Annotated in this window: 20 protein-coding genes, 2 tRNA genes and 1 riboswitch; of the genes, 11 read left to right on the top strand and 11 right to left on the bottom strand. The window is 69.0% G+C overall.

Features of this window, described 5'->3' with window-relative positions; translation table 11 throughout:
* Window positions 1-2: 2 nt before the first annotated feature.
* The 4 genes from AB0M01_RS33170 to AB0M01_RS33155 are packed head-to-tail and all read right to left on the bottom strand — an operon-like array spanning window position 3 to window position 4,245.
* Window positions 3-821 (bottom strand): carbohydrate ABC transporter permease, encoded by an 819-nt coding sequence (locus AB0M01_RS33170; RefSeq protein ID WP_363676426.1) that lies wholly within the window; start codon window positions 819-821, stop codon window positions 3-5.
* Complete coding sequence (locus tag AB0M01_RS33165) at window positions 818-1,786, bottom strand: sugar ABC transporter permease (protein ID WP_363676425.1); 969 nt, start codon at window positions 1,784-1,786, stop codon at window positions 818-820. The genes AB0M01_RS33170 and AB0M01_RS33165 overlap by 4 nt, the downstream gene beginning before the upstream one ends.
* Before the next feature lie 12 nt (window positions 1,787-1,798).
* A complete protein-coding gene (locus AB0M01_RS33160; RefSeq protein WP_363676424.1) occupies window positions 1,799-3,094 on the bottom strand; it encodes an extracellular solute-binding protein in 1,296 nt (431 codons plus the stop codon).
* A gap of 11 nt (window positions 3,095-3,105) precedes the next feature.
* A complete protein-coding gene (locus AB0M01_RS33155) occupies window positions 3,106-4,245 on the bottom strand; it encodes an ROK family transcriptional regulator (protein WP_363676423.1) in 1,140 nt (379 codons plus the stop codon).
* Between the two features lie 144 nt (window positions 4,246-4,389).
* On the opposite strand from AB0M01_RS33155, the gene AB0M01_RS33150 reads away from it, so the two are divergent.
* From AB0M01_RS33150 to AB0M01_RS33135, 4 genes are read left to right on the top strand one after another with little or no spacing between them, the layout of a single operon-like run.
* Window positions 4,390-4,824, top strand: coding sequence for a MarR family transcriptional regulator (locus tag AB0M01_RS33150; RefSeq protein ID WP_363676422.1), 435 nt, complete (start codon window positions 4,390-4,392; stop codon window positions 4,822-4,824).
* Complete coding sequence (locus AB0M01_RS33145) at window positions 4,821-6,179, top strand: MFS transporter (protein WP_363676421.1); 1,359 nt, start codon at window positions 4,821-4,823, stop codon at window positions 6,177-6,179. The genes AB0M01_RS33150 and AB0M01_RS33145 overlap by 4 nt, the downstream gene beginning before the upstream one ends.
* Before the next feature lie 14 nt (window positions 6,180-6,193).
* Entirely contained in the window at window positions 6,194-6,772 is a 579-nt protein-coding gene (locus tag AB0M01_RS33140; protein WP_363676420.1) for an isochorismatase family protein, read from the top strand.
* Between the two features lie 56 nt (window positions 6,773-6,828).
* Window positions 6,829-7,491, top strand: a complete 663-nt coding sequence (locus AB0M01_RS33135) for an HAD family hydrolase (RefSeq protein ID WP_363676419.1) — start codon at window positions 6,829-6,831, stop codon at window positions 7,489-7,491.
* Here the strand turns inward: AB0M01_RS33135 and AB0M01_RS33130 are convergent.
* From AB0M01_RS33130 to AB0M01_RS33120, 3 genes are all read right to left on the bottom strand, one after another.
* Complete coding sequence (locus AB0M01_RS33130; protein ID WP_363676487.1) at window positions 7,478-8,587, bottom strand: ribonucleotide-diphosphate reductase subunit beta; 1,110 nt, start codon at window positions 8,585-8,587, stop codon at window positions 7,478-7,480. The genes AB0M01_RS33135 and AB0M01_RS33130 overlap by 14 nt on opposite strands.
* Window positions 8,548-11,415 (bottom strand): ribonucleoside-diphosphate reductase subunit alpha, encoded by a 2,868-nt coding sequence (locus AB0M01_RS33125; protein ID WP_363676418.1) that lies wholly within the window; start codon window positions 11,413-11,415, stop codon window positions 8,548-8,550. The genes AB0M01_RS33130 and AB0M01_RS33125 overlap by 40 nt, the downstream gene beginning before the upstream one ends.
* A 130-nt stretch (window positions 11,416-11,545) precedes the next feature.
* A riboswitch (cobalamin riboswitch) is annotated at window positions 11,546-11,703 on the bottom strand.
* 58 nt (window positions 11,704-11,761) lie between these two features.
* Complete coding sequence (locus tag AB0M01_RS33120; RefSeq protein ID WP_363676417.1) at window positions 11,762-12,343, bottom strand: DinB family protein; 582 nt, start codon at window positions 12,341-12,343, stop codon at window positions 11,762-11,764.
* A 319-nt stretch (window positions 12,344-12,662) separates the two neighbouring features.
* Between AB0M01_RS33120 and AB0M01_RS33115 the strand changes: the two genes are divergently transcribed.
* Window positions 12,663-13,571 (top strand): class I SAM-dependent methyltransferase, encoded by a 909-nt coding sequence (locus tag AB0M01_RS33115; protein WP_363676416.1) that lies wholly within the window; start codon window positions 12,663-12,665, stop codon window positions 13,569-13,571.
* 18 nt (window positions 13,572-13,589) lie between these two features.
* Here the strand turns inward: AB0M01_RS33115 and AB0M01_RS33110 are convergent, their stop codons facing one another.
* Together AB0M01_RS33110 and AB0M01_RS33105 are read right to left on the bottom strand one after the other, a co-directional pair.
* Complete coding sequence (locus AB0M01_RS33110) at window positions 13,590-14,450, bottom strand: 3-methyladenine DNA glycosylase (RefSeq protein WP_363676415.1); 861 nt, start codon at window positions 14,448-14,450, stop codon at window positions 13,590-13,592.
* Window positions 14,447-14,953: a GNAT family N-acetyltransferase gene (locus AB0M01_RS33105; protein WP_363676414.1), complete on the bottom strand. Its 507-nt coding sequence runs from the start codon at window positions 14,951-14,953 to the stop codon at window positions 14,447-14,449. The genes AB0M01_RS33110 and AB0M01_RS33105 overlap by 4 nt, the downstream gene beginning before the upstream one ends.
* Window positions 14,954-15,091: 138 nt before the next feature.
* Here AB0M01_RS33105 and AB0M01_RS33100 point away from each other — a divergent pair, with 138 nt between their 5' ends.
* The 5 genes from AB0M01_RS33100 (at window position 15,092) to AB0M01_RS33080 (ending at window position 18,719) form a co-directional block, all read left to right on the top strand.
* Window positions 15,092-15,880, top strand: a complete 789-nt coding sequence (locus tag AB0M01_RS33100) for a fumarylacetoacetate hydrolase family protein (protein WP_363676413.1) — start codon at window positions 15,092-15,094, stop codon at window positions 15,878-15,880.
* Window positions 15,873-17,408: a glutamate--tRNA ligase gene (gene gltX / locus AB0M01_RS33095; RefSeq protein WP_363676412.1), complete on the top strand. Its 1,536-nt coding sequence runs from the start codon at window positions 15,873-15,875 to the stop codon at window positions 17,406-17,408. The genes AB0M01_RS33100 and gltX overlap by 8 nt, the downstream gene beginning before the upstream one ends.
* A gap of 4 nt (window positions 17,409-17,412) precedes the next feature.
* On the top strand, window positions 17,413-18,372 hold the full coding sequence (locus tag AB0M01_RS33090; RefSeq protein WP_363676411.1) for a type II CAAX endopeptidase family protein: 960 nt from the start codon (window positions 17,413-17,415) through the stop codon (window positions 18,370-18,372).
* Window positions 18,373-18,490: 118 nt separating this feature from the next.
* Window positions 18,491-18,562: transfer RNA gene (locus AB0M01_RS33085), tRNA-Gln, on the top strand.
* Window positions 18,563-18,643: 81 nt separating this feature from the next.
* Window positions 18,644-18,719, top strand: a tRNA-Glu gene (locus tag AB0M01_RS33080).
* 109 nt (window positions 18,720-18,828) lie between these two features.
* Here the strand turns inward: AB0M01_RS33080 and AB0M01_RS33075 are convergent.
* On the bottom strand, window positions 18,829-19,401 hold the full coding sequence (locus AB0M01_RS33075; RefSeq protein WP_363676410.1) for a DUF308 domain-containing protein: 573 nt from the start codon (window positions 19,399-19,401) through the stop codon (window positions 18,829-18,831).
* Window positions 19,402-19,554: 153 nt separating this feature from the next.
* Window positions 19,555-20,274 (bottom strand): IclR family transcriptional regulator, encoded by a 720-nt coding sequence (locus AB0M01_RS33070; protein ID WP_012922430.1) that lies wholly within the window; start codon window positions 20,272-20,274, stop codon window positions 19,555-19,557.
* 109 nt (window positions 20,275-20,383) lie between these two features.
* Between AB0M01_RS33070 and leuC the strand changes: the two genes are divergently transcribed.
* Window positions 20,384-21,814: a 3-isopropylmalate dehydratase large subunit gene (gene leuC / locus AB0M01_RS33065; RefSeq protein WP_363676409.1), complete on the top strand. Its 1,431-nt coding sequence runs from the start codon at window positions 20,384-20,386 to the stop codon at window positions 21,812-21,814.
* Window positions 21,815-21,821: the final 7 nt, after the last annotated feature.

Raw genomic sequence — 21,821 nt, 5'->3', positions numbered from 1 at the left:
TTTCAGCCTTTGACCGCGCCGCTGGTCATGCCGCCGACCAGCCGGCGCTGGACCAGCAGGAAGACGACCAGGACCGGCAGCGAGAAGATCGCCGACGCCGCGATGGTGGCGCCGTTGTCGATACCGTCGGAGGTCTGGAACGAGACCAGCCAGACCGGCAGCGTGTAGTTGCTCTGCGACTTCAGGAACACGTAGGCGAACAGGTAGTCGTCCCAGGCGCTGATGAAGGCGAAGATCGAGGTGGCCACGATGCCCGGCGCCAGCAGCGGCAGCTGGATGTGCCAGAACGCGCCGAACCGGCCGCAGCCGTCGACCAGCGCGGCCTCCTCCAGCTCCAGCGGGATACCGGCCACGAACCCGCGCAGCGTCCAGATCGTGAACGGCAGCACGAAGGTCATGTAGGTGATGATCAGGCCGGGCACGAAGTCGATCGCGCCGACCGAGCGCAGCATCAGGTAGAGCGGGATCACCATCGCCGAGCCCGGCACCATCTGGACCAGGACCAGCCCGACCAGGAACGCGCGGCGGCCGAGGAACCGGAACCGGGCCAGCGCGATCGAGGCGCCGAGGGCAACGACCAGGGCGATCAGGACGGTCGAGACCGACACGAGCAACGAGTTCCGGACGTAGTGCAGGAACGAGCCGTGCGTCAGCGCGGTGCTGAAGTTCTCGAAGCTGATCGGCCACGGGACGAATTCCGGCGTCGCCGACAGGATCCGGCCAGGTTGTTTGAGCGCGGTCGCGAACATCCAGTAGACCGGGAAGATCACGATCAGCGAGACCACGACCGCGATGAGGTTCGGCACCGTGCGCTTGTTCATGCGGTCACCTCACCGGACGCGAACAGGCGCCGGACGTAGAGCACCGCCAGTATGGCGAGCAGTACGACGGTGATGATCGCGATCGCGGCACCGCCGCCGTAGTCGTTGCGGGTGAACGCCTCCAGGTACGAGTAGACGCCGAGCGTCGTCGTACCGCCGTCGGGGCCGCCCTGCGTGAGCACCCAGAACGGGGTGAACGAGTTCACCGACCAGATCACCTCGAGCAGCACCAGGACGCCGAGCACCGGGCCGAGGATCGGCAGCGTCACGTGCCGCGCGGTCGCCCAGCGGCCGGCGCCGTCCAGGCCGGAGGCCTCGTACAGGTCGTCGGGGATCTGGCCCATCGCGGCGTACAGGGTGAGGGCGACGAACGGCAGGCCCTTCCAGACGATCAGCGCGATGATCAGGAACAGCGCCTGGCCGGGTGACGAGAACCAGTCGTGCGCCGAGAAGTCGCCGAACACCTGCAGCTGCGTGATCACCCAGTTCAGCACGCCGTACTGCGGCTCGAACAGCCAGCGCCAGATCATCGACGCCGACACCATCGGCATCGCCCAGACCAGCACCAGGCAGACCGACAGCATCACGCGCGCCCAGTTCGAGACCAGGCGCAGCAGCGACGCGAGCAGGAAGCCGATCACCATCAGGCTGACCACGCAGCCGACGCTGACCACCAGCGTGCGCAGCAGCACGTGCCAGAAGTCGGCGTCGCCGAGGACCCGGGTGAAGTTGCCGAGGCCAACAAATGGCGCCTCGCCGGTGAACAGCGACCGCGGCCCGAAGTCCTGCACCGACAACCAGACCAGCCGGACCAGCGGGTACCCGAGCACGGCCGCGAAGGCGAGCACGGCCGGCCCGACCAGCCCGTACGGCGTGAAGCGCGCGAGCCGGCCGGCCCGGACCGCCGCGCCCGTGCGCTGCAGCGCGGGCGTTGCGGTGGCCGGCTCCTGCGTGAGCGAGGTCATCAGCCGCGACCGTCAGCGCGGACCGGACAGCGCGTTGAACGCCTCGGTCGCGTGCTTGTCGTACTCCTGCGCGGCGCTCGCGATGTCGGCGCCCTTCGCGATCTTGGCGAAGAACTGCTCGTTGTAGCTCTCGGTCTCCAGCGTCGCCTCACCCGGCGTGGCCGGCAGCGCCCGGCTGACCGTCGCGGCCTGCGTGCCGAGCTTCAGGATGTCCGGGATGTCGCCGGTCGGCAGGAAGTCCGGGACGACCGGGAGCTGGTGGATGGTCTTGGTCATCGTCTGCTGGAAGGTCTTGCCGGTGATCGCCTTCAGCCAGTCGACGGCGACGTCCTTGTTCGGGCTCTTGGCCGCGATGCCGATCGTCGAGCCGGCCACGATCACCGGGAGCGGCTCGTTCGGCTGGTAGCCCGGCATGATGAAGTAGCCGGCGTCGGCCGCGGTCTTCGCGTTCTTCTCCGCGACCGCACCCGGCTCCCAGGCCTTCACGTAGATCATCGCGGCCTTGCTGTCGGCGAAGATCTGGTCCTGGTCGGGGCTGTCGGTGTTGGCGCCGATCGACGACGGGGTCGAGCAGGCGTTCTGGAACTTCCTCCACTCGGCCAGACCGGCCTGGTTCTCGGCGCTGCTCATCGTCGCGGTCCACTTGCCGTTGTCCTCGGTGGCGATCGCGCCGCCCTTGCCGAACAGGAACGGCATCCCGGCGAACCAGTACTGACCGGGCATGTAGAAGGCGGAGAAGTTCGGTGTCTTGTGCGCCTGGGCGAGCTTGCCGCAGGCATCGATCAGCTCGTCGACGGTCGCCGGCGGCTTGGCGATGCCGGCCGCGGCGAACATCTTCTTGCTGTACATGACGACCTTCGTCCCGCCGTACAGGGGAGTGGCGTAGAGCTTGTCCTGGTACGTCGAGGGGCCGGCGAGCCCGGCCAGCCACTTGTCCGACGACTCGAAGCCGGCCTTGTCGCCGGTGAGATCGGCGAGCGCACCGGACGCGGTCAGCAGCGGGGTCTGGGTGTTGCCCATCTCGACGATGTCGGGCGGGTTGTCCGAGGCCAGCGCCGTGGTCAGCTTGGTGACGATGTTGTCCCACTGCTGCACCTCGACCTTGACGGTCACGTCGGGATGCTTCTCGTGGAACTGCTTCGTGACGTCGTCGATGATCTTGTTGTCGCCCGGGCCGCCGGTCATCATCCAGACCGTCAGCTCGTTCGTCGGCCCCGAGCTCTTGGCGTCACCGCCCCCGCAGGCGGCCAGACTGGTCAGGGCGATCGAGACCGCGGCGGCGAGGCCGGCCGTCTTCCAACGCTTCATGGTTGTTCCTTTCACTGGTGGCGGGCCACGCCGATCGCGGTGTGGTAACCGCTCAGGGCCGCGGCGGTCGCGCCCAGCAGGCCGCCGGAGTCCCCGAGCACAGACCGGCGCAGAGCGGTGCGCACGCCGACCGTTTCGTACGTCGTACTGCCGACCGCGTCGAGCACGGTGTCGGTGAACGCGGCCGAGAAGCCGCCGGTGAACACGACCGTCTGTGGCTCGTAGGCCAGGGCGACGATCGAGACCAGGTGCAGCAGCGCCTCGTGGACGTCGTCGAGCAACGCGGGGAAGCGTGCCGGGTCGGCGAACACCTCGTCGGCTTTCGTGACTTGGTGGCCCTGCTGCTGCGCGAGGTTGAGCAGGCCCGCACCGGAGAGCAGGTCGCGAAGGCGTTCCGGGCGACCCGGGAGCCGGAGCCGGCCGAACTCACCGAGCAGGCCTTCCGGTCCGGCGACGACCTGCCCGTCGAACGCGACCGCCGAGCCGAGACCGGTGCCGAGGCTGAGCAGGACGACGGTCTGGTCGCGCGGCAGCTCGCCGTAGTGCAGCTCGCCGAGCAGCGCGAGGTTGGAGTCGTTGTCGATGATCGTCGGGACCTTGAGCTCGTCGGCGACCGTCTCGACGAACGTCGTACCGAGGATCTGCGGGAGGTTGAACGCGCCGACGACCCGGTCCTTGGTCGCGGCGACCACACCGGGCAGCCCGATCGCGACCGAGGTCAGCGGCACGCCGTCGCCGTGCTGCTCGACCAGGTCGAGGACGCGGGCGGCGATCCACTGGGCCAGCTCGACGGCACCCAGGTCGCGCGGGGTCTCGTCGCGGCGGCGGACGACATCGGTGCCGAGGGCGTCGGCGAGGACGGTCCGGCAGTAGGTGCCGCCGAGGTCGATCCCCGCGACCAGGCCGGCCCGCGGGTTGAAACCGAGGGCAGCGGCCTGGCGGCCGGGTCCGTCGCGGACGATCTTGTGCTGCTCCAGCACCAGCCCGTCGGCGAGCAGGTCGTCGACGATCCGGGCGACGGTGGCCCAGCTCAGGCCGGTCTGCTCGACCAGTTGGCGACGGTCGATCCCGGCGCCGGACAGCACCGCGGCGATGATCGCGCCGCGGTTGGCCGACCGGGTCCCGGCGCTGCCTCGTACCAGCTTCGTCATTTATTCTCACGGTGAATAGAATTGGTTGAGCTGTGAGGTTAGCGCTGCCTGGTAACCGCTGTCCAGGGGTTACAGACTTCTGTATGCATTCTGGTTGTGCAGGCTGAACTGATCAGTTTGGACTGATGGTTTAGGTTGGGCGGTGTGGAGATCTCCGAGAGTTCGGTGCGGGCGGCGAGCGAGGTGCGGGTCGTTTTCGGGCGGTTGCACCGTCGGTTGCGGGAGCTCGCGGACGCCGAGGACCTGACGCCGTCACAGTCGTCGGTGCTGGTGCGTTTGGACAAGGACGGGCCCGCGACAGCGAGCGCGCTGGCTGCTGCCGAGCGGGTCAGGCCGCAGTCGATGGCGGCGACGGTTGGGGTGCTGCTGGAGCTGGGGATGGTGACGCGGGCGCCTGACGAGGCGGACAAGCGGCGACAGGTGCTGTCGCTGACTGCTGCTGGGGTCGAGCGGTTGCAGGGTGGGCGGCGAGTGCGGCAGGAGTGGCTGGCCGCGGCGCTGGAGGAGCGGTGCACTGAGGAGCAGCGGGTTGCTCTGATTGCTGCTCTGGGTCTGCTGGACGAGGTGACGCAGGCTTGACCGCTTCTGTGGTTGAAGCTCCTGAGAAGTTTCGGCGGACGTTGGTGCCGCCGATGCTGCTCGGGTCGATCCTCAATCCGATCAACTCGTCGATGCTCGCGGTCGCGCTGGTGCCGATCGGCGCAGCGTTCGGGGTCGGGCCGGCGGACACCGCATGGCTGGTGACCGGGCTCTACCTCGCGACCGCCGTCGGCCAGCCGGTGATGGGCCGCCTGGTCGACCGGTACGGACCGCGCCCGCTCTACCTGATCGGTACGGCGCTCGTCGGCATCGCCGGGCTGCTCGGCGCGTTCGCGCCGACGCTCGGGGTGCTGATCGTCTCGCGCGTGCTGCTCGGCTTCGGCACGTCAGCGGCGTACCCGGCGTCGATGTCGCTCATCCGCAGCGAGGCCGACCGCACGGGGATGGACAGCCCGACGGGTGTGCTGAGCGCGCTGTCGATCGCCAACCAGGTGATCGCGGTGATCGGTCCGACGCTTGGTGGGTTGCTGATCGGGCTGGGTGGGTGGCACTTGATCTTCACGGTGAATGTGCCGCTGTCGCTGGCTTGCGTGGTCCTGGGCACGATCTGGTTGCCGCGAACAACTGGTCGCTCTCCTGGTGGAAAGCTTGATCTGGCAGGGATCGTGCTGTTCGCCGCGATGCTGGTCAGCTTCATGGGTTTTCTGATGCGCCCCAGCCTGTCCGCCCTCTGGCTGATCGGTGTAGCTGTTGCCGTGGGCATCGGCTTCACCTGGCGCGAGCTCCGGGCGCCCGACCCCTTCATCGACCTGCGGGTGCTCGGCGGCAACGGGCCGCTGCTGGCGACGTACGGGCGTCAGATCTGCAGCTTCGTGGTCTCCTACTCGTTCCTCTACGGCTTCACCCAGTGGCTCGAAGAAGGCCGCTCGCTGAGCGCACCGACAGCCGGTCTCGTCCTGCTCCCGATGTCGCTCGCCGCGGTCGCGATCACCGCGATCACCGGCCGGCGCTCCGCCGTCCGCGGCAAGCTCGTCGCCGGAAGCATCACTCTCCTGATCGCCGTCGCCGCGCTCCACCTGGCCGGCAGCGGCAGCCCGCTCTGGCTGCTCGTCGTCCTCGGCGTGCTCGCCGGTTTCCCCCAAGGACTCAACGGCCTCGCCAACCAGAACGCCCTGTACCACCAGGCCGACCCGGCCCGGATGGGCTCGTCCGCGGGCCTGCTCCGCACCTGCACCTACCTCGGCGCCCTCACCGCGGCCGCCGCGAACGCGTCGTTCTTCTCCGACGGCGCGACCACCACCGGACTGCACGAACTGTCCTGGTTCCTGCTCGGCGTCGGCGTCCTGCTGCTCGTCCTCACCGTGCTCGACCGCTCCCTGTCCCGAATCAAGTGAAAGGTCTCCCACCCGTGGCTCTCACCACCCTCGACCCGAACACCGCCCTGGTCGTCATCGACCTCCAGAACGCGGTCGCCGCCCTCCCCGTCGCACCGCACTCCGCCGCCGACGTGATCGCCCGGACGGCGGAACTCGCCGAAGCCTTCCGCGCTCACAAGCTCCCCGTCGTCCTCGTCCGAGTCAGCGCCGCCCCCGGCGAGTGGACCCCCGGCCGCACCGAATCTCCCCGCCGCGCCGCCACCCCAGTCGAGAACGGCGACCACATCGTCCCCGCCCTGTCCGGCCACCCCGACGACATCCTCGTCACCAAACGCAACTGGGGCGCCTTCTACGGCACGGATCTCGACCTCCACCTCCGCCGCCGAGGCATCACCCAGATCGTCCTCACCGGCATCGCCACCAGCATCGGCGTCGACACCACCGCCCGAGAAGCCCACGCCCACGGCTACCACGTCACCCTGGCCACCGACGCCATGTCCGACCTGTCGGAGCAGGGCCACACCTTCACCCTGAGCACGATCTTCCCCCGCCTGGGCGAGTCGGGCACCACCGCCGAAGTCCTCGACCTGCTCGAGAACCTCGACGCGTAGCAGGCCGCTGCCGTTGCCCGACGCCTGAGACCGGAACCCGTGGGTACCGGGGGCGGATGACCGAGACGATTCTGTTCGACATCGACGGCACGCTGGTCGACACCAACTACCACCACTCGGTGGCGTGGTTCCGGGCCTTTCGGCGGTTCGGGGTGACGGTGCCGGTGTGGCGGACCCATCGGGCGATCGGGATGGGCGGTGATCGGCTGGTCGCCGCTGTCGCCGGCGACGACGTCGAGAAGCGCCACGGTGACGAGGTCCGGGACGCTTGGAAGCAGGAGTTCGACCCGATGCTGCCGGAGGTGCGGCTCTTCGACGGCGCGCGGGAGGCGCTGGTCGCGGCGAAGGACCGGGGGTGGCGCGTGGTGCTGGCGAGCTCCGGCGCTCGCGAGCACATCGAGCACTACGTCGTCGAGCTGCTGGACTTCGAGGGGCTCGGCGGTGATCGGTGGATCACCGGGGAGGATGCGTCCGGGACGAAGCCCGATCCAGAGCTGCTCGAGGTCGCGCTCGAAGGATCGGACGGGCCGGCGGTGATGATCGGCGACTCCGTCTGGGACTGCGAGGCGGCCGCGCGGATCGGCGTACCGGCGGTGGCGTTGAGGACCGGTGGGAGCGGCGCCGGCGAACTGTTGTCCGCCGGCGCCGCTCAGGTCCACGAAGGTTTGCGGGAGCTGGTATCCGCCTACTCCACGCTGCCGTGGGCTAGTCCCAAGTGAGGCCTGAGGCTGACTGGTACTCGATGACTCGGGTTTCGAAGAAGTTCTTCTCCTTCTTCAGGTCCATCACCTCGGACATCCAGCCGAACGGGTTGCGGGTTTCACCGAAGATGGGGGTGAGGCCGATCTGTTCGGCGCGGCGGTCGGTGATGAAGTGCATGTACTGCTCGCACAGGTCGGCGGTCAGGCCGAGCATGCCGTTGGGCATGGTGGAGCGGCCGTAGGCGACCTCCAGGTTGCAGGCTTCGGTGAGCATCTGGCGGACCTCGGCCTGGAACTCCGGTGTCCACAGGTGCGGGTTCTCCTGCTTGATCTGGTTGATGCAGTCGATGCCGAAGTTCAGGTGGATCGACTCGTCGCGCAGGATGTACTGGTACTGCTCGGCGATGCCGACCATCTTGTTGCGGCGGCCCAGCGACAGGATCTGCGCGAAACCGGTGTAGAACCACATGCCCTCGAAGACCACGTAGAAGGCGATCAGGTCGCGCAGGAAGTCGGTGTCGGCCTCCGGCGTACCGGTGCGGAAATTGCCGTCCTCCAGGTGCCGGGTGTACTTCAGCGCCCAGGCGTCCTTGTCGGAGATCGACGGGACCTCGCGGTACATGTTGAACAGCTCGCCCTCGTCGAGACCGAGCGAGGTGCAGATGTACTGGAAGGTGTGCGTGTGCACGGCCTCCTCGAACGCCTGCCGGAGCAGGTACTGGCGGCACTCGGGGTTGGTCAGCTGGCGGTAGACCGCGAGCACGATGTTGTTCGCGACCAGGGACTCCGCGGTGGCGAAGAACCCGAGGTTGCGCTTCAGCATCAGGCGCTCGTCCTCGGTCAGGCCGTCCTTGGCCCCCGTTTTACGCTGCCACAGCGCGATGTCGGCCTGCATGGAGACCTCGGTCGGCATCCAGTGGTTGTTGCAGGCGGCAAGGTACTTGTCCCAGGCCCACTGGTACTTGAGCGGGAGCAGCTGGTTGACGTCGGCGCGCGCGTTGATCATCGCCTTGTCGGCGACCTCGACACGGGACGCTCCGACGGAGATCTCACCGAGTCCGGTGGAAGTCGTGGTCACTGGCAGGCCTCGCAGTCGGGGTCGTCGATCTTGCAGATGGCAGGTGCGTCGAGCAGCGTGTCGTCCATGGGAACTTCAGGTGCGGGACTCGGAGCAGGCGTGACCGGTACTGCATTCAAACGACCATCTGTGCCTTGCAGTGTCGACTTCTCCACATGCGTCGCCGACTGCGAGCGCAGGTAGTACGTCGTCTTCAGCCCGTACCGCCACGCACCCCGGTACAGCTCGTCGAGCGCCTTGCCGGACGGCGCGGACATGTACAGGTTCAGCGACTGCGCCTGGTCGATCCACTTCTGCCGGCGCGACGCCGCCTTCACCAGCCACAGCGGGTCGATCTCGAACGCGGTCGCGTACAGCTCGCGCAGGTCCGCGGGGATCCGCTCGATCTGCGCCAGTACGCCGTCGTGGTACTTGAGGTCGGAGACCATCACCTGGTCCCACAGCCCGCGCGCCTTCAGGTCGGCGACCAGGTACGGGTTGGCGACGGTGAACTCACCGGACATGTTCGACTTCACGAACAGGTTGCTGTACGTCGGCTCGATCGACTGGCTGACCCCACAGATGTTGGAGATCGTCGCGGTCGGCGCGATCGCCAGCACGTTGGAGTTGCGCATGCCGTCCTTCAGCACCTTCGCGCGCAGCGCCTCCCAGTCGAGCGTCCGCCCGGTGTCGACCTGCAGGTCGCCCTGCCGGGCCGAGCGCAGCAGCTCGAGCGAGTCGATCGGCAGCACACCCTGGCTCCACAGCGAACCGGCGTACGTCTGGTACGTCCCGCGCTCGGCGGCCAGATCTGTCGACGCCTCGATCGCGTGGTAGCTGATCGCCTCCATCGAGACGTCGGCGAACTCGACCGCGGCGTCCGAGGAGTACGGGATGCGGAGCGCGAACAGCGCGTCGGCGAAGCCCATCAGGCCGAGTCCGACCGGGCGGTGCCGCTGGTTCGCGCGCTCGGACTCCGGCGTCGTGTAGAAGTTGACGTCGATCACGTTGTCGAGCATCCGGACCGCGGTCTTCACCGTGTCGCGGAGCAGTTCGGCGTCCAGACCGGTGTCGGTCAGGTGGGCGACCAGGTTGACCGAGCCGAGGTTGCAGACGGCGGTCTCGTCGACGGTCGTGTTCAGGGTGATCTCGGTGCACAGGTTCGACGAGTGCACGACGCCGTCGTGCTGCTGCGGGGAGCGCAGGTTGCAGGCGTCCTTGAAGGTGATCCACGGGTGCCCGGTCTCGAACAGCACGGTCAGCATCCGGCGCCACAGGTCGACGGCCTTGACCCGGCGGAAGACCCGGATCTCGCCGCGATCGGCGGCGGCCTCGTAGGCCTCGTACGCCGTGGCGAAGGCCGCGCCGTACAGGTCGTGCAGGTCCGGCACCTCGTCGGGCGAGAACAGCGTCCAGTCGCCGCCGGCCTCGACCCGCTGCAGGAACAGGTCGGGTACCCAGTTCGCGGTGTTCATGTCGTGGGTACGGCGGCGCTCGTCACCGGTGTTCTTGCGCAGGTCGAGGAACTCCTCGATGTCCATGTGCCAGGTCTCGAGGTACGCGCAGACCGCACCCTTGCGCTTACCGCCCTGGTTGACCGCGACCGCCGTGTCGTTGGCGATCTTCAGGAACGGGACGACGCCCTGGGACTCGCCGTTGGTGCCGCGGATCTTGGCGCCGATGCCGCGGACCGGGGTCCAGTCGTTGCCCAGGCCGCCGGAGTACTTCGCGAGCAGCGCGTTGTTGCGGATGCCGGCGAAGATGCCGGACAGGTCGTCGTCGACCGTGGTCAGGAAGCAGGACGACAGCTGCGGCCGGGTGGTGCCGGAGTTGAACAGGGTCGGCGTCGAGGACATGAAGCGGAACGAGCTGAGCAGCTCGTAGAACTGCAGCGCCCGGGCCTCCCGGTCGTCCTCCTTGAGTGCCATACCCATCGCGACCCGCAGGTAGAACGCCTGCGGCAGCTCGAAGCGGACCTTGTCGATGTGCAGCAGGTACCGGTCGTAGAGGGTCTGCAGGCCGAGGAACGCGAAGTCCAGGTCGCGCTCGGGCCGGATCGCCGCGGCCAGCCGCTCCAGGTCGAACGTGGCCAGCTCGGGGTCGAGCAGCCCGGCGTCGATCCCGGTCGCGATGTAGCGCGGGAAGTACTCGGCGTACGCCGTGCTCATGTCGGCCTGGCTGGCCTGCCGGGGCTCGCCGTGCACGCGGCCGAGCGTCTCGCGGCGGATCTGGTCGAGCAGCAGCCGGGCCGCGGCCTGGCTGTACTGCGGCTCGGTCTCGACGTACGACCGGGCGGCCATCACCAGGGCCAGCTCGACCTCGTGCTGGGCGATGCCGTCGTAGCAGGAGCCGAGCGTCTCGTTCAGGATCTGCTCGGGGTCGACCGCGTCCAGCCCGGCGGCCGCCTCGGCGATCACCAGCCGGAGGCGGGCGACGTCCAGTGGCGCAGTGTCACCGTCGATGCCACGGACAGTGATGACCGGGGTCTCGGCGGCACCGGCCGCGTCGGCAGGCGTGCGCGCTTTGGTGCGCTCCTCGCGGTACAGCACGTAGGCGCGGGCGACCTGGTGCTCGCCGGCGCGCATCAGGGCGAGCTCGACCTGGTCCTGGATGTCCTCGACCTGGACGCTGCGGCGGACGTCGCCGCGCGTGGTGAGCGCGGTGACGACGCGGTCGGTCAGGTCGGTGACGAGGTCGCGGACGCGGTGGCTGGCGCCGGCCTCGGCGCCCTCGACGGCCAGGAAGGCCTTGCTCATCGCGACCGCGATCTTGGTCGGGTCGAAGGTGGTGCTGGTGCCGTCGCGGCGGACGACGGTCAGCTGGGACGCCGCAGCACCGGGCGCGAGGCCCGCCGCGGTCGGCGACGAAGACGAAACGATGGTCACAGGCGCTCTCTCCACGCGAGTTCCGAAGGACCACGACCTGCGGGAGAGCGCGTGACGAGCGGCAGTACGGCGAGTACGACTGCCTGCACGCCCACCGACCCACCCACGAGGTCTCGGACCGACGCGTACCGGCGGTACGCGTACCGGTGGCAGGTACTCGGACTCGCGGACGACCTGTCCGCTCACCGTTGCGGGGCAGCTCCGGACTCGCACCGGATTCCCCTGTTGCCTCCGCCCGGCCGCGCAACGTCGCGTCGCCCGGGCAGAACCACCAGCACGCAGAACACTAGCGGTAGACCCCGACATGTTGTGCTTCGACGCGCCGGGTGGCGCACATCTAGTGGTTTCAGGCGGCCAGTGCATGCAGGTCCTGAAGCGTCATGATCTCCGAGCCGTGGTGAATCAGCTCGCGGTTGAGCCGCAGTACGACGTGACCGAAGGGCTCTGAGGCATCCAGCTCGGAGGCCTGGCTGAGGCCGACCGTCATCACCTGGTCCTCCTCCAGACCGGCGATCGACTCCTGCCAGGCGTTCACCCAGTGGGTCAGCCAGGCGACCGCGTCCCGGGCGTTGCCGTGCAGGGTGATGTCGGTGCGGCCCTGGAGCTTCTCGCCGAAGGTCCACTCCCAGCGCTCGAAGAAGGTCTCGGTCAGGTGCGCGATCAGCCAGGCGATCGTGCGCGGGCCGCGGTGGTTCGGCTCGTTCGGCCACTGGGCGACCCACTCGCCGGAGCCGAGCGCGCGGTAGCGGCCGGCGTACCGGCGGCGGACGACGGTGAGGGCCTCCGCGCTCGGTCGCCAGAAGTACTCGTCGTCGGTCAGTGCCGCCAGTCGCGCGGCCAGCACCATCCAGCTGAAACCGAGCTGGCCGCGCACCATCGCCATCGCCGACGGTCGTTCCAGGATGTCCCAGTCGAACGGTTCCGGCATCACAGATCCTCACGCTCCCCGAAGTCCCCGCGGTTTGTCCTTGCTTCGAACATGTGTTCGAATTGTGGTCGAGGAGAGGTCACGAAGTCAATCAGCACAGCGTGTCGGTGCTGGCGCTGATGGTCGTCGACTGCTATTGCAAAGTGTTCGGGGAGATGGTGCGGAGTGAGACCGGTTCGTGACTACTCAGCGTGTCCGACAGGAGTAGAGTCACGCTGGGTGAGCAGGGCTGGGGGAACGCTCTCGGGACGGTCCGGGGGCGCGGCCGCTGCGCGGACAAGGTGCCGAGGGGGCAGCTCGTGACGTCAGGACGGCGAAGGTGAGCCTCAGTGGGGACGTCTGGACCTGGGCCTGGAGAGACTGGGAGAACGACGACCGGGTCAGGCGACAGAAGGAGAAGCCCGTGGGGCTGAACGCGGACGAGCTGGCGCAGGTGGCGGCCAACGAGGCCGACTGGGACGCGCGAGCACCACTGCACGCGGCGAGCGCGTTCTACGAGCGCCCGGCCGACTTCTGGTTCGCCGACTATGAGTGGGCCGACCTGGGCGAGCTCAACGGCCGCGACGTCGTGCACCTGCAGTGTCACCTGGGGACCGAGACGATCGCGTTCGCCCGCCGGGGCGCGAAGACGTTCGGGCTCGACCTGTCCGGGCGGTCGCTCGACGCGGCCCGGCGGCTCGCGCGCGAGGCCGGCGTCGGCATCGAGTACGTGCAGTCCAACGTGTACGACGCGGAGGAGGCCTTCGGCGGTCGCCGGTTCGATGTCGTCTACACCGGCAAGGGCGCCCTCTGCTACCTGCCCGACCTGGCGAAGTGGGCCGACGTGGTCAGCGGGCTGCTGAAGCCGGGTGGGTTCGTGTACGTCGTGGAGTTTCATCCGCTGCTCAACGCGCTCCGGCCGGTGGGGTTGCCGGGAGAGTCCGACGAGTTGGTGCTGCGGAACGACTATCTGGAAGGCCGGGGTGCGATCGCGCACGACTCGACGGTCACCTACACCGGCGACGAGGTGCCGGGGCGGAACACGAGCTACGAGTGGATGCACGGACTGGGCGAGCTGGTGACGACGCTGTCCGCTGCCGGGTTCCGGATCGACAGCCTGCGCGAGTCCGAGGTCCTGCAGTGGCCGCGCTGGTCGTCGATGGTCCAGACGCCCGAAGGCTGGTGGCGACTGCCGGACGATCAGCCACGCATTCCTCTGCTGTTCGCGCTGAAGGCTACGAAGGTCTGAGAGGAGAGCGGCCGGGCGTCAGGTCGGCAGCAGCTCGTCGCACAGGGCGACAAGCTGTTCGCGCAACGGGCGGGCGCGGGTGGCGAACGCGCGTTGGGCGGCGGCGTACTCGGCCTTGCCCGCGGGTGTTTCGATCGGGACCGGGGTGTAGCCGAGCGGCGCCAGGTCGTACGGCGACGCTCGCATGTCGAGGGTGCGGATGTCCTTGGCGAGCTCGAAGCAGGACAGCAGGAGCGTGCTCGGGGTGAACGGCGCGAGCTTGGTGGCCCACTTGTAGAGGTCCATGTTCGCGTGCAGGCAGCCGCCCTGCTCGAGCGCGGGCTGGAGCTCGCGGGTCGGTTGGAGCGCGTTGAGCGGGCGGGCCGGTTCGGTGAAGAAGCGGAAGGCGTCGAAGTGCGAGCAGCCGATCTTGTGCGACTCGACGACCTGGTCGGTGCCCTCGGCCCCTAGTCGCAGCGGCCACTTCTCGTGCCGGACCTCGCCGGGCTGCAGCCGGTAGACCATCGCCCACTCGTGCAGCCCGAAGCAGCCGAACTGCGGCTGGCGGTCCAGCGTCGCGGCGAGCAGGCGGCGGATCCAGGTGATGCTGTCGGCCCGGCGCTCGATCTCGGCCGGGTCCAGGCGCGCGGCGCCGTCGGCGTACAGGTAGCCCTTGCGACCCTCGTACGCCGAACCGCCGAGCAGCGTGACGCCGGGGCCGGGGTGCCAGACGCGGAGCTGGTTCGGGCGGGTGGGGTAGTAGGTGAAGAGGAAGTCCTCGACCGGGTGCGCCTCACGACGCTGCCGGCGCGCGAGGTGACCGGCGACGAGTTGGTCGACGCGCTCGGCGTGGGCGGCGGCGAGTGGTTCCCACTCGGTGGGGGAGAGAAGAACGGTCACAGCGCGAGTGAGAACGCGTACAGGTTGACGCCTTCCCGGGGGATCCAGTCCCGTTCGGGGACGCGGGTGAAGCCGAGGCGTTCGTAGAGGCGGTGCGCCTGCTTCATGTACTCGGCGCTGCACAGGACGACGTGGGTGAAGCCGAGCTCGCGGGAGCGGTCGATGCAGTGCTTGGTGAGCGCCGTACCGACGCCCAGGCCGCGGGCCTTCGCGGAGACGCCGAGCATCCGGAACTCGCCCTCGTGCGGCTGGCCGATCTCGCCGTAGAACGAGCCGGGCAAGCAGTACGTGACGGTGCCGAGCAGGTCGTCACCGGCGGCGGCCACCCACAGCTCGGCGCGTTCGGCGCGGTCCGCGGCCCCGCGCAGCACGTCGACGTAGTCGGAGTTCGGCGGGATGAAGCCGTCGTTCGCGTAGGCCTCGACGGTGAGGTCGCCGACGGCGGCGTACTCGGCGGGCTCGGCCAGGCGGATCGTGAACGCGGTGGTGGCTTCGGAGGTCACCCGACAACTGTCTCACCACAGGCTGGGGACAGGAAAAAGAGAACGAAGGGAAAGAGAGCGAGCGGGTTGCCGGATCGGAGACTGCGCGCAGGCGGCGGTAGGCTCGGGCCGTTCAATCCCCCCGACCGAAGGCCGGCCGTGCGTATCGCCAGATTCTCCGTCGACGACGAACCGAAGTACGGGCTCGTCGAGACCGACGACCCCGAAGGGCTCGTCGGTACCGTCGCCGTGCTCGACTCGGACCCGCTGTACCGCCCGGTCCAGCTGACCGGTGAGGTGCTGCAGCTGGCCGACGTCCGGCTGCTGGCCCCGGTGATCCCGCGCAGCAAGGTGGTCTGCGTCGGGCGCAACTACGCCGACCACGCCGCCGAGCTGGGCAACGACGTCCCGGCCGAGCCGATGATCTTCCTGAAGCCGAACACCTCGGTGATCGGCCCGCGCGACGGCATCGTCTACCCCGAGCAGACCAACAACCTGCACTTCGAGGGCGAGCTGGCGATCGTGATCGGCCGGATCTGCCGCGACCTGCCCCGCGAGCGCGCCGAGGAGGTCATCTTCGGCTACACGATCGCCAACGACGTGACCGCGCGCGACCTGCAGAAGACCGACGGTCAGTGGGCCCGGGCCAAGGGCTACGACACGTTCTGCCCGCTCGGCCCCTGGATCCAGACCGACCTGGACGTCTCCGACGTACGGGTCGGCACGGAGCTGAACGGCGAGCCGAAGCAGGACGGCCGGACCTCGCAGTTCATCTTCGACATCCCGGAGGTGCTGGCCTACATCACCTCCTTCACCACGCTGCTGCCCGGCGACGTGGTGCTCACCGGCACCCCCGCGGGTGTCGGCCCGATGCTGCCCGGCGACGAGGTCGCGGTCAGCGTCGAAGGAATCGGAACTCTGACGAACAAGGTGATCGTGCGTGACTGACCAGGCTGCTCCGACCGACGACGTCCTCGGCGATCTGGAACCGGCCCAGGTGCGGGTGCGGTTCCCACCGTCGCCGACCGGGTTGCTCACGGTGGGCAACATCCGCAGCGCGCTGTTCAACTGGGCGTTCGCGCGGCACTACGGCGGCAAGATGGTGCTTCGCCTGGAAGACACCGACGTCGCCCGCAACACCGAAGAGGGCTACCGCTACACGTACGAATCGCTGACGTGGCTCGGCCTGACCTGGGACGAGGGCCCGCAGGTCGGTGGGGAGTACGGGCCGTACCTGCAGTCCGAGCGGATGGACATCTACGCCGACGTCGTGGGCAAGCTGCTGCAGGCCGGCAAGGCGTACCACTGCTACTGCTCCCAGGAGGAGCTGGACCAGCGTCGTGAGGCGGCTCGCTCGGCCGGTCAGCACAGTGGGTACGACGGGCACTGCCGCACGCTCACCGAGGAGCAGGTGAAGGCGTACGTGGACGAAGGCCGCCGGCCCGTCGTCCGGCTGCGGATGCCGGACCGCCCGATCACGTTCACCGACCTGGTGCGCGGAGAGATCACCTTCCTGCCGGAGAACTTGGGCGACTACGTGCTCGTCCGGGCCAACGGTCATCCGCTCTATCCGCTGGTCAATCCGGTCGACGACGCGCTGATGCAGATCACCCACGTGCTGCGTGGTGAGGATCTCCTCTCCTCGACGCCGCGGCAGATCGCCCTGTACGAGGCGCTGGCCGAGATCGGCATCGGCTCCGGCCGGACGCCGCGGTTCGGGCACCTGCCGTTCGTGATGGGCGAGGGCAACAAGAAGCTGTCCAAGCGCGACCCGGGCGCCGGCCTCGGCGAGTACATGGAGCGCGGCTTCCTGCCCGAGGGTCTGCTGAACTACCTGGCCCTGCTCGGCTGGTCGATCGCCGAGGACCGCGACGTGTTCACGATGGCCGAGATGATCGAGGCCTTCGACATCCGCAAGGTGAACTCGAACGCGGCCCGCTTCGACCCGAAGAAGTGCGAGGCGATCAACGCCTCGCACATGCGGCTGCTGGAGCCGGCCGAGTTCGGCCGCCGGGTGGTGCCGTTCCTGGCCAAGGCCGGGGTGCTGCCGGCCGAGCCGACCGAGGAGCAGCAGCAGCTGCTGACCGCCGCCGTACCGCTGGTGCAGGAGCGGATGAACTCGCTGTCGGAGTCGGTCGACATGCTCGGCTTCCTGTTCGTCGCCGACGAGGCGTTCAAGGTCGACGCCGACGCTGCCGGCAAGGTGCTGACCGGTGACGCCGGAGCCGTGCTGGAGGCCTCGGTGAAGGCGCTGTCGAACCTGTCCGACTGGAGCACCGAGGCGATCGAGGCCGCGCTGCGCGCCTCGCTGATCGAGGGTCTCGGGCTGAAGCCGAAGAACGCGTTCGGCCCGGTCCGGGTGGCGATCTCCGGCCGCCGGATCTCGCCGCCGCTGTTCGAGTCGCTGGAGCTGCTCGGCCGCGACAAGGCGCTGCACCGGCTCGAGCACGCCCGCACCCTGCTCCCGGCGGAGTGAGCTGATGCCGTACGACGCGACGCCGCGTCCCGGGTCCACCGCGGACCCCCGGGACGCGGGGCCGCAGCCGTACCACCGGCTGCTGCGCAACCCGGTCACGGCCGGCTGGACCGTGGTGCTCGGCGCGTTCGCGGTCCTGGCCGGGTGGATGTTCCTCAGCCTGCTGATCCAGGTGGTCGGCTTCGCGATCCGCAAGGATCCCGAAGGGACGATCTCCTGGTTCGGGCTGCTGACCACGAACCTCACGCTGATCGTGCTGATCCCGCTGACGATGCTCGTCGCGACCCGGCTGAACAAGCAGACGCCGGGGCTGCTGTCGTCGGTGGTCGGCCGGATCCGGTGGCGGCCGATGCTGTGGTTCGGGCTGGCCGCCGTGGTGGTCGAGCTGGTGATGCTCGGTGTGATCAAGGTCGGCGGGGTCGAGCTGCTCAGTGGCGACGGCAAGGGCGCGGCCGCCGATGCGGCCGGCGTGATCGCCGTCGTACTGCTCACGTCGTCGCTGCAGGCCGCGGGGGAGGAGTACTTCTTCCGCGGGTACCTGCTGCAGGCCGTCGGTGCGTTCGTGCGGAGCTCGGTGGTCGCCGTGGTGGTGACGACCGTGCTGTTCACGATGGCGCACGGTGTGTGGCCGTGGGAGAGCCCGGCGCTGTTCCTGGACCGTTTCGCCTTCGGGCTGGTCGCGGGCTTCCTCGCCGTACGGACCGGTGGGCTGGAGGCGTCGATCGCGGCGCACGCGGCCAACAACGTGGTGACGTTCATCTACGCCGCGCTGACCAACAGCGTGAACGCCAGCCTGAACGCCTCGGACGCGGGCTGGGGGCTGGTGGCGGTGGACATCTCGAAGTTCGTGCTGTTCGGTGTCGTGGCCGTGCTGCTGGCGCGGAGGCAGGACCTGGCGACCACCTGCGACCTGCCGCTGGTGCACGCGCCGGTGATCGGCGGACCGGGCAAGAGACTGGTGTGACACGAGTGACATCTGGTTCAGCGGGGACTCGTTTTGGTGTCTGGGCCCGGACTTCGGTATGCTCTCTGAGCCGGGTGATGAGGGCGGAAACGAACTCAGAAAACCGGTGAAATGCCTTTGGGGTATGGGGTAATTGGCAGCCCGTCTGATTCTGGTTCAGTTAGTCTAGGTTCGAGTCCTAGTACCCCAGCGAGCGATTGGACCCGGCCGATGAAAATCGGTAGAGTCCTTCCTCGTTGCCAGATCCGCAAGGATCACGCAACAACCCTCTGGCCCCGTTGTGTAGCGGCCTAGCACGCCGCCCTCTCAAGGCGGTAGCGCGGGTTCGAATCCCGTCGGGGCTACCAGAGAAAGAGCGCCTCTCACCTCAGGGTGAGAGGCGCTTCTGGTTTCTCGGGCCCGCCGGCTTCTCGGACCCGCTGGTTTCTCGAGGCCTGTTTTCTCGCGCCCGGTTTCTCAGGGGGTCGCGAGGTTGGGTGGAGTCGTCGGGCTCGTCGAGCCGGCCAGCTCCCGGCGTACGGCGAGACCGCCGAGCACGAAGACCCCGCCCCACAGCAGCGCGACGACACCGAGCCAGGTCGCGATCGTCACCGCACCCGCGCCCGGGTTGGCCGCGAACAGGATGCCGATCAGGATCGACAGCGCCGCACTCAGCAGCAACAGCCAGCGCGGTGTCGCCAGGTTGCTGCCGAAGGCCCCGAACACCTCGAACAGACCGCGGACGATCAACCAGATCCCGAGGATCCAGGTCAGCGTCACCGCGGTCGTCGCCGGGCTGAAGATCGCGAAGAACGCCGCGACCAGCGCGATCACGCCCATCACGATCAGCCAGACCCGACCCTGGGCCTGCGGCTGGAAGGCCTGGGCCAGCGAGCCGATGCCGTCCATCAGCGCCCAGAAGCCCCACAGCAGGGCCAGGGCGATCGCCGTCGAGAGCGGCCACACGATGGCCAGGATCCCGAACACGATGCCGACCGCGCCGCGCGCCACCAGCATCTTCCATCCGACCGAGAGCCAGTCACGCTCCATACCGACCTCCCAGGGCCGGCCCGGGACGGGCCGCAACCCGTCTTCATCGTGATCCCGCGGGCGGGGGATCGACAAGGGTTGTGGTCCAGTCGCAAGAAAAGCAGAAGGCCTGACCGCTGGGGTGTGCGGTCAGGCCTTCTGTCGGTACGGCGGTTACTCGGAAGCGCGGCGCAGTGCTTCGGAGAGGCGTTCGGCGGCCGCCATCACGGCCGGGGCGTGCATCCGGCCGGGCTGGCGGGACAGCCGCTCGATCGGGCCGGAGACCGACACGGCCGCGATCACCTTGCCGGAGGGGGAGCGGACCGGCGCGGACACCGACGCGACGCCCTGCTCGCGCTCGCCGACCGAGTGCGCCCAGCCACGACGCCGTACGCCGGCCAGGGCCGCGGCGTTGAAGGTCGCGTTGTGGAGGCCGCGGTGCATCCGCTCCGGGTCTTCCCAGGCCAGCAGTATTTGGGCGGCCGACCCGGCGGCCATGGTCAGCTGGCTGCCGACCGGGACGGTGTCGCGCAGACCGGACGGACGCTCGGCGGCCGCGACGCACACCCGGTACTCGCCCTGGCGGCGGAACAGCTGCGCGGACTCACCGGTGATGTCGCGGAGGCGGGCCAGCACCGGGCCGGCGGTCGCCAGCAGGCGGTCCTCGCCGGCGGCGGAGGCGAGCTCGCTCAGGCGCGGCCCGAGCACGAAGCGGCCCTGCATGTCGCGCCCGACCAGCCGGTGGTGCTCGAGCGCGACGGCCAGCCGGTGCGCCGTCGGGCGGGCCAGCCCCGTCGCCGCCACGAGTCCGGCCAGGGTCGCCGGCCCGGACTCGAGTGCGGACAGAACGAGAGCTGCTTTGTCGAGAACGCCGACTCCGCTAGAGTTGTCCATGAGACGATATTGCCGTCTCGAATCGTGGAACGCAAGTCGCGTGAGCGCCTCATCTCGGCGCACTGTGAGCCAAAGCGCACCTCAGTACACCACCCGAAGGAGAAGTCTGATGGGCAGGACGTTGTCGGAAAAGGTCTGGGACGCACATGTCGTGCGTCACGCCGACGGGGAACCCGACCTCCTCTACATCGACCTCCACCTGGTCCACGAGGTGACCAGCCCGCAGGCCTTCGACGGACTCCGGCTGGCCAACCGCCCGGTCCGGCGGCCGGACCTGACGATCGCGACCGAGGACCACAACGTCCCGACGTACGACGTGGACAAGCCGATCGCCGACCCGGTCTCGCGCACGCAGGTCGACACGCTGCGCAAGAACGCCGAGGAGTTCGGGATCCGGATCCACACCCTCGGCGACCCCGACCAGGGGGTCGTGCACGTGATCGGCCCGCAGCTCGGCCTGACCCAGCCCGGGATGACCGTGGTCTGCGGTGACAGCCACACCTCGACGCACGGCGCGTTCGGTGCGATCGCGTTCGGGATCGGCACCAGCGAGGTCGAGCACGTGCTCGCCACCCAGACGCTGATGCAGGCCCGGCCGAAGACGATGGCAGTCACCGTCGACGGCGTACTGCCGGACGGCGTCTCGGCCAAGGACCTGGTGCTCGCGCTGATCGCGCAGGTCGGCACCGGCGGCGGCCAGGGCTACATCGTCGAGTACCGCGGCGAGGCGATCCGCGCGCTGAGCATGGAAGCCCGGATGACGATCTGCAACATGTCGATCGAGTGGGGCGCCAAGGCCGGCATGATCGCGCCGGACGAGACGACGTACGCGTACTTGCAGGACAAGCCGCACGCGCCGCAGGGCGTCGACTGGGAAGCCGCGGTCGAGTACTGGAACAGCCTGGCCACCGACGAGGATGCGACGTTCGACCGTGAGGTCGTGCTGCGCGCCGAGGACATCGCGCCGTTCGTCACCTGGGGCACCAACCCGGGCCAGGGGCTGCCGCTGTCGGCCAACGTGCCGTCGCCGTCGGACTTCGACAGCGAGAACGACCGGGTCGCGGCTGAGCGGGCGCTGGAGTACATGGGCCTGACCGCCGGTACGCCGCTGCGTGAGATCCAGGTCGACACCGTCTTCCTGGGCTCGTGCACCAACGGCCGGATCGAGGACCTGCGCGCGGCGGCCGGCGTACTGGCCGGGCGGAAGGTTGCCGAGGGCACCCGGATGCTCGTCGTACCGGGGTCGGGGCGGGTTCGCCTGCAGGCCGAGGCCGAGGGCCTGGACACGATCTTCAAGGACGCCGGCGCCGAGTGGCGCGGCGCGGGCTGCTCGATGTGCCTGGGCATGAATCCGGACCAGCTGGCCCCGGGCGAGCGCAGTGCGTCGACGTCGAACCGCAACTTCGAAGGCCGGCAGGGCAAGGGCGGGCGCACCCACCTGGTCTCCCCGCTGGTCGCCGCCGCCACCGCCGTCACCGGAACCCTCGCTGCCCCGGCCGACCTGCCGCCGGTCGAGGTCGCCGTACCCGAGAACGTCTGAGGACAAA

It is taken from the genome of Kribbella sp. NPDC051770 (assembly GCF_040681455.1).
Taxonomy (GTDB): domain Bacteria; phylum Actinomycetota; class Actinomycetes; order Propionibacteriales; family Kribbellaceae; genus Kribbella.
The sequence above is the reverse complement of the archived record's forward strand: the minus strand, read 5'-3'. Positions and strand labels throughout refer to the sequence as shown.

Excerpts from the sequence above, each read along its gene's own strand:
- AB0M01_RS33170 (WP_363676426.1), bottom strand. The coding sequence starts at position 821 with ATGAACAAGCGCACGGTGCCGAACCTCATCGCGGTCGTGGTCTCGCTG.
- AB0M01_RS33165 (WP_363676425.1), bottom strand. The coding sequence starts at position 1,786 with ATGACCTCGCTCACGCAGGAGCCGGCCACCGCAACGCCCGCGCTGCAG.
- AB0M01_RS33160 (WP_363676424.1), bottom strand. The coding sequence starts at position 3,094 with ATGAAGCGTTGGAAGACGGCCGGCCTCGCCGCCGCGGTCTCGATCGCC.
- AB0M01_RS33155 (WP_363676423.1), bottom strand. The coding sequence starts at position 4,245 with ATGACGAAGCTGGTACGAGGCAGCGCCGGGACCCGGTCGGCCAACCGC.
- AB0M01_RS33135 (WP_363676419.1), top strand. The coding sequence starts at position 6,829 with ATGACCGAGACGATTCTGTTCGACATCGACGGCACGCTGGTCGACACC.
- AB0M01_RS33120 (WP_363676417.1), bottom strand. The coding sequence starts at position 12,343 with ATGCCGGAACCGTTCGACTGGGACATCCTGGAACGACCGTCGGCGATG.
- AB0M01_RS33090 (WP_363676411.1), top strand. The coding sequence starts at position 17,413 with ATGCCGTACGACGCGACGCCGCGTCCCGGGTCCACCGCGGACCCCCGG.
- AB0M01_RS33075 (WP_363676410.1), bottom strand. The coding sequence starts at position 19,401 with ATGGAGCGTGACTGGCTCTCGGTCGGATGGAAGATGCTGGTGGCGCGC.
- AB0M01_RS33070 (WP_012922430.1), bottom strand. The coding sequence starts at position 20,274 with ATGGACAACTCTAGCGGAGTCGGCGTTCTCGACAAAGCAGCTCTCGTT.
- leuC (WP_363676409.1), top strand. The coding sequence starts at position 20,384 with ATGGGCAGGACGTTGTCGGAAAAGGTCTGGGACGCACATGTCGTGCGT.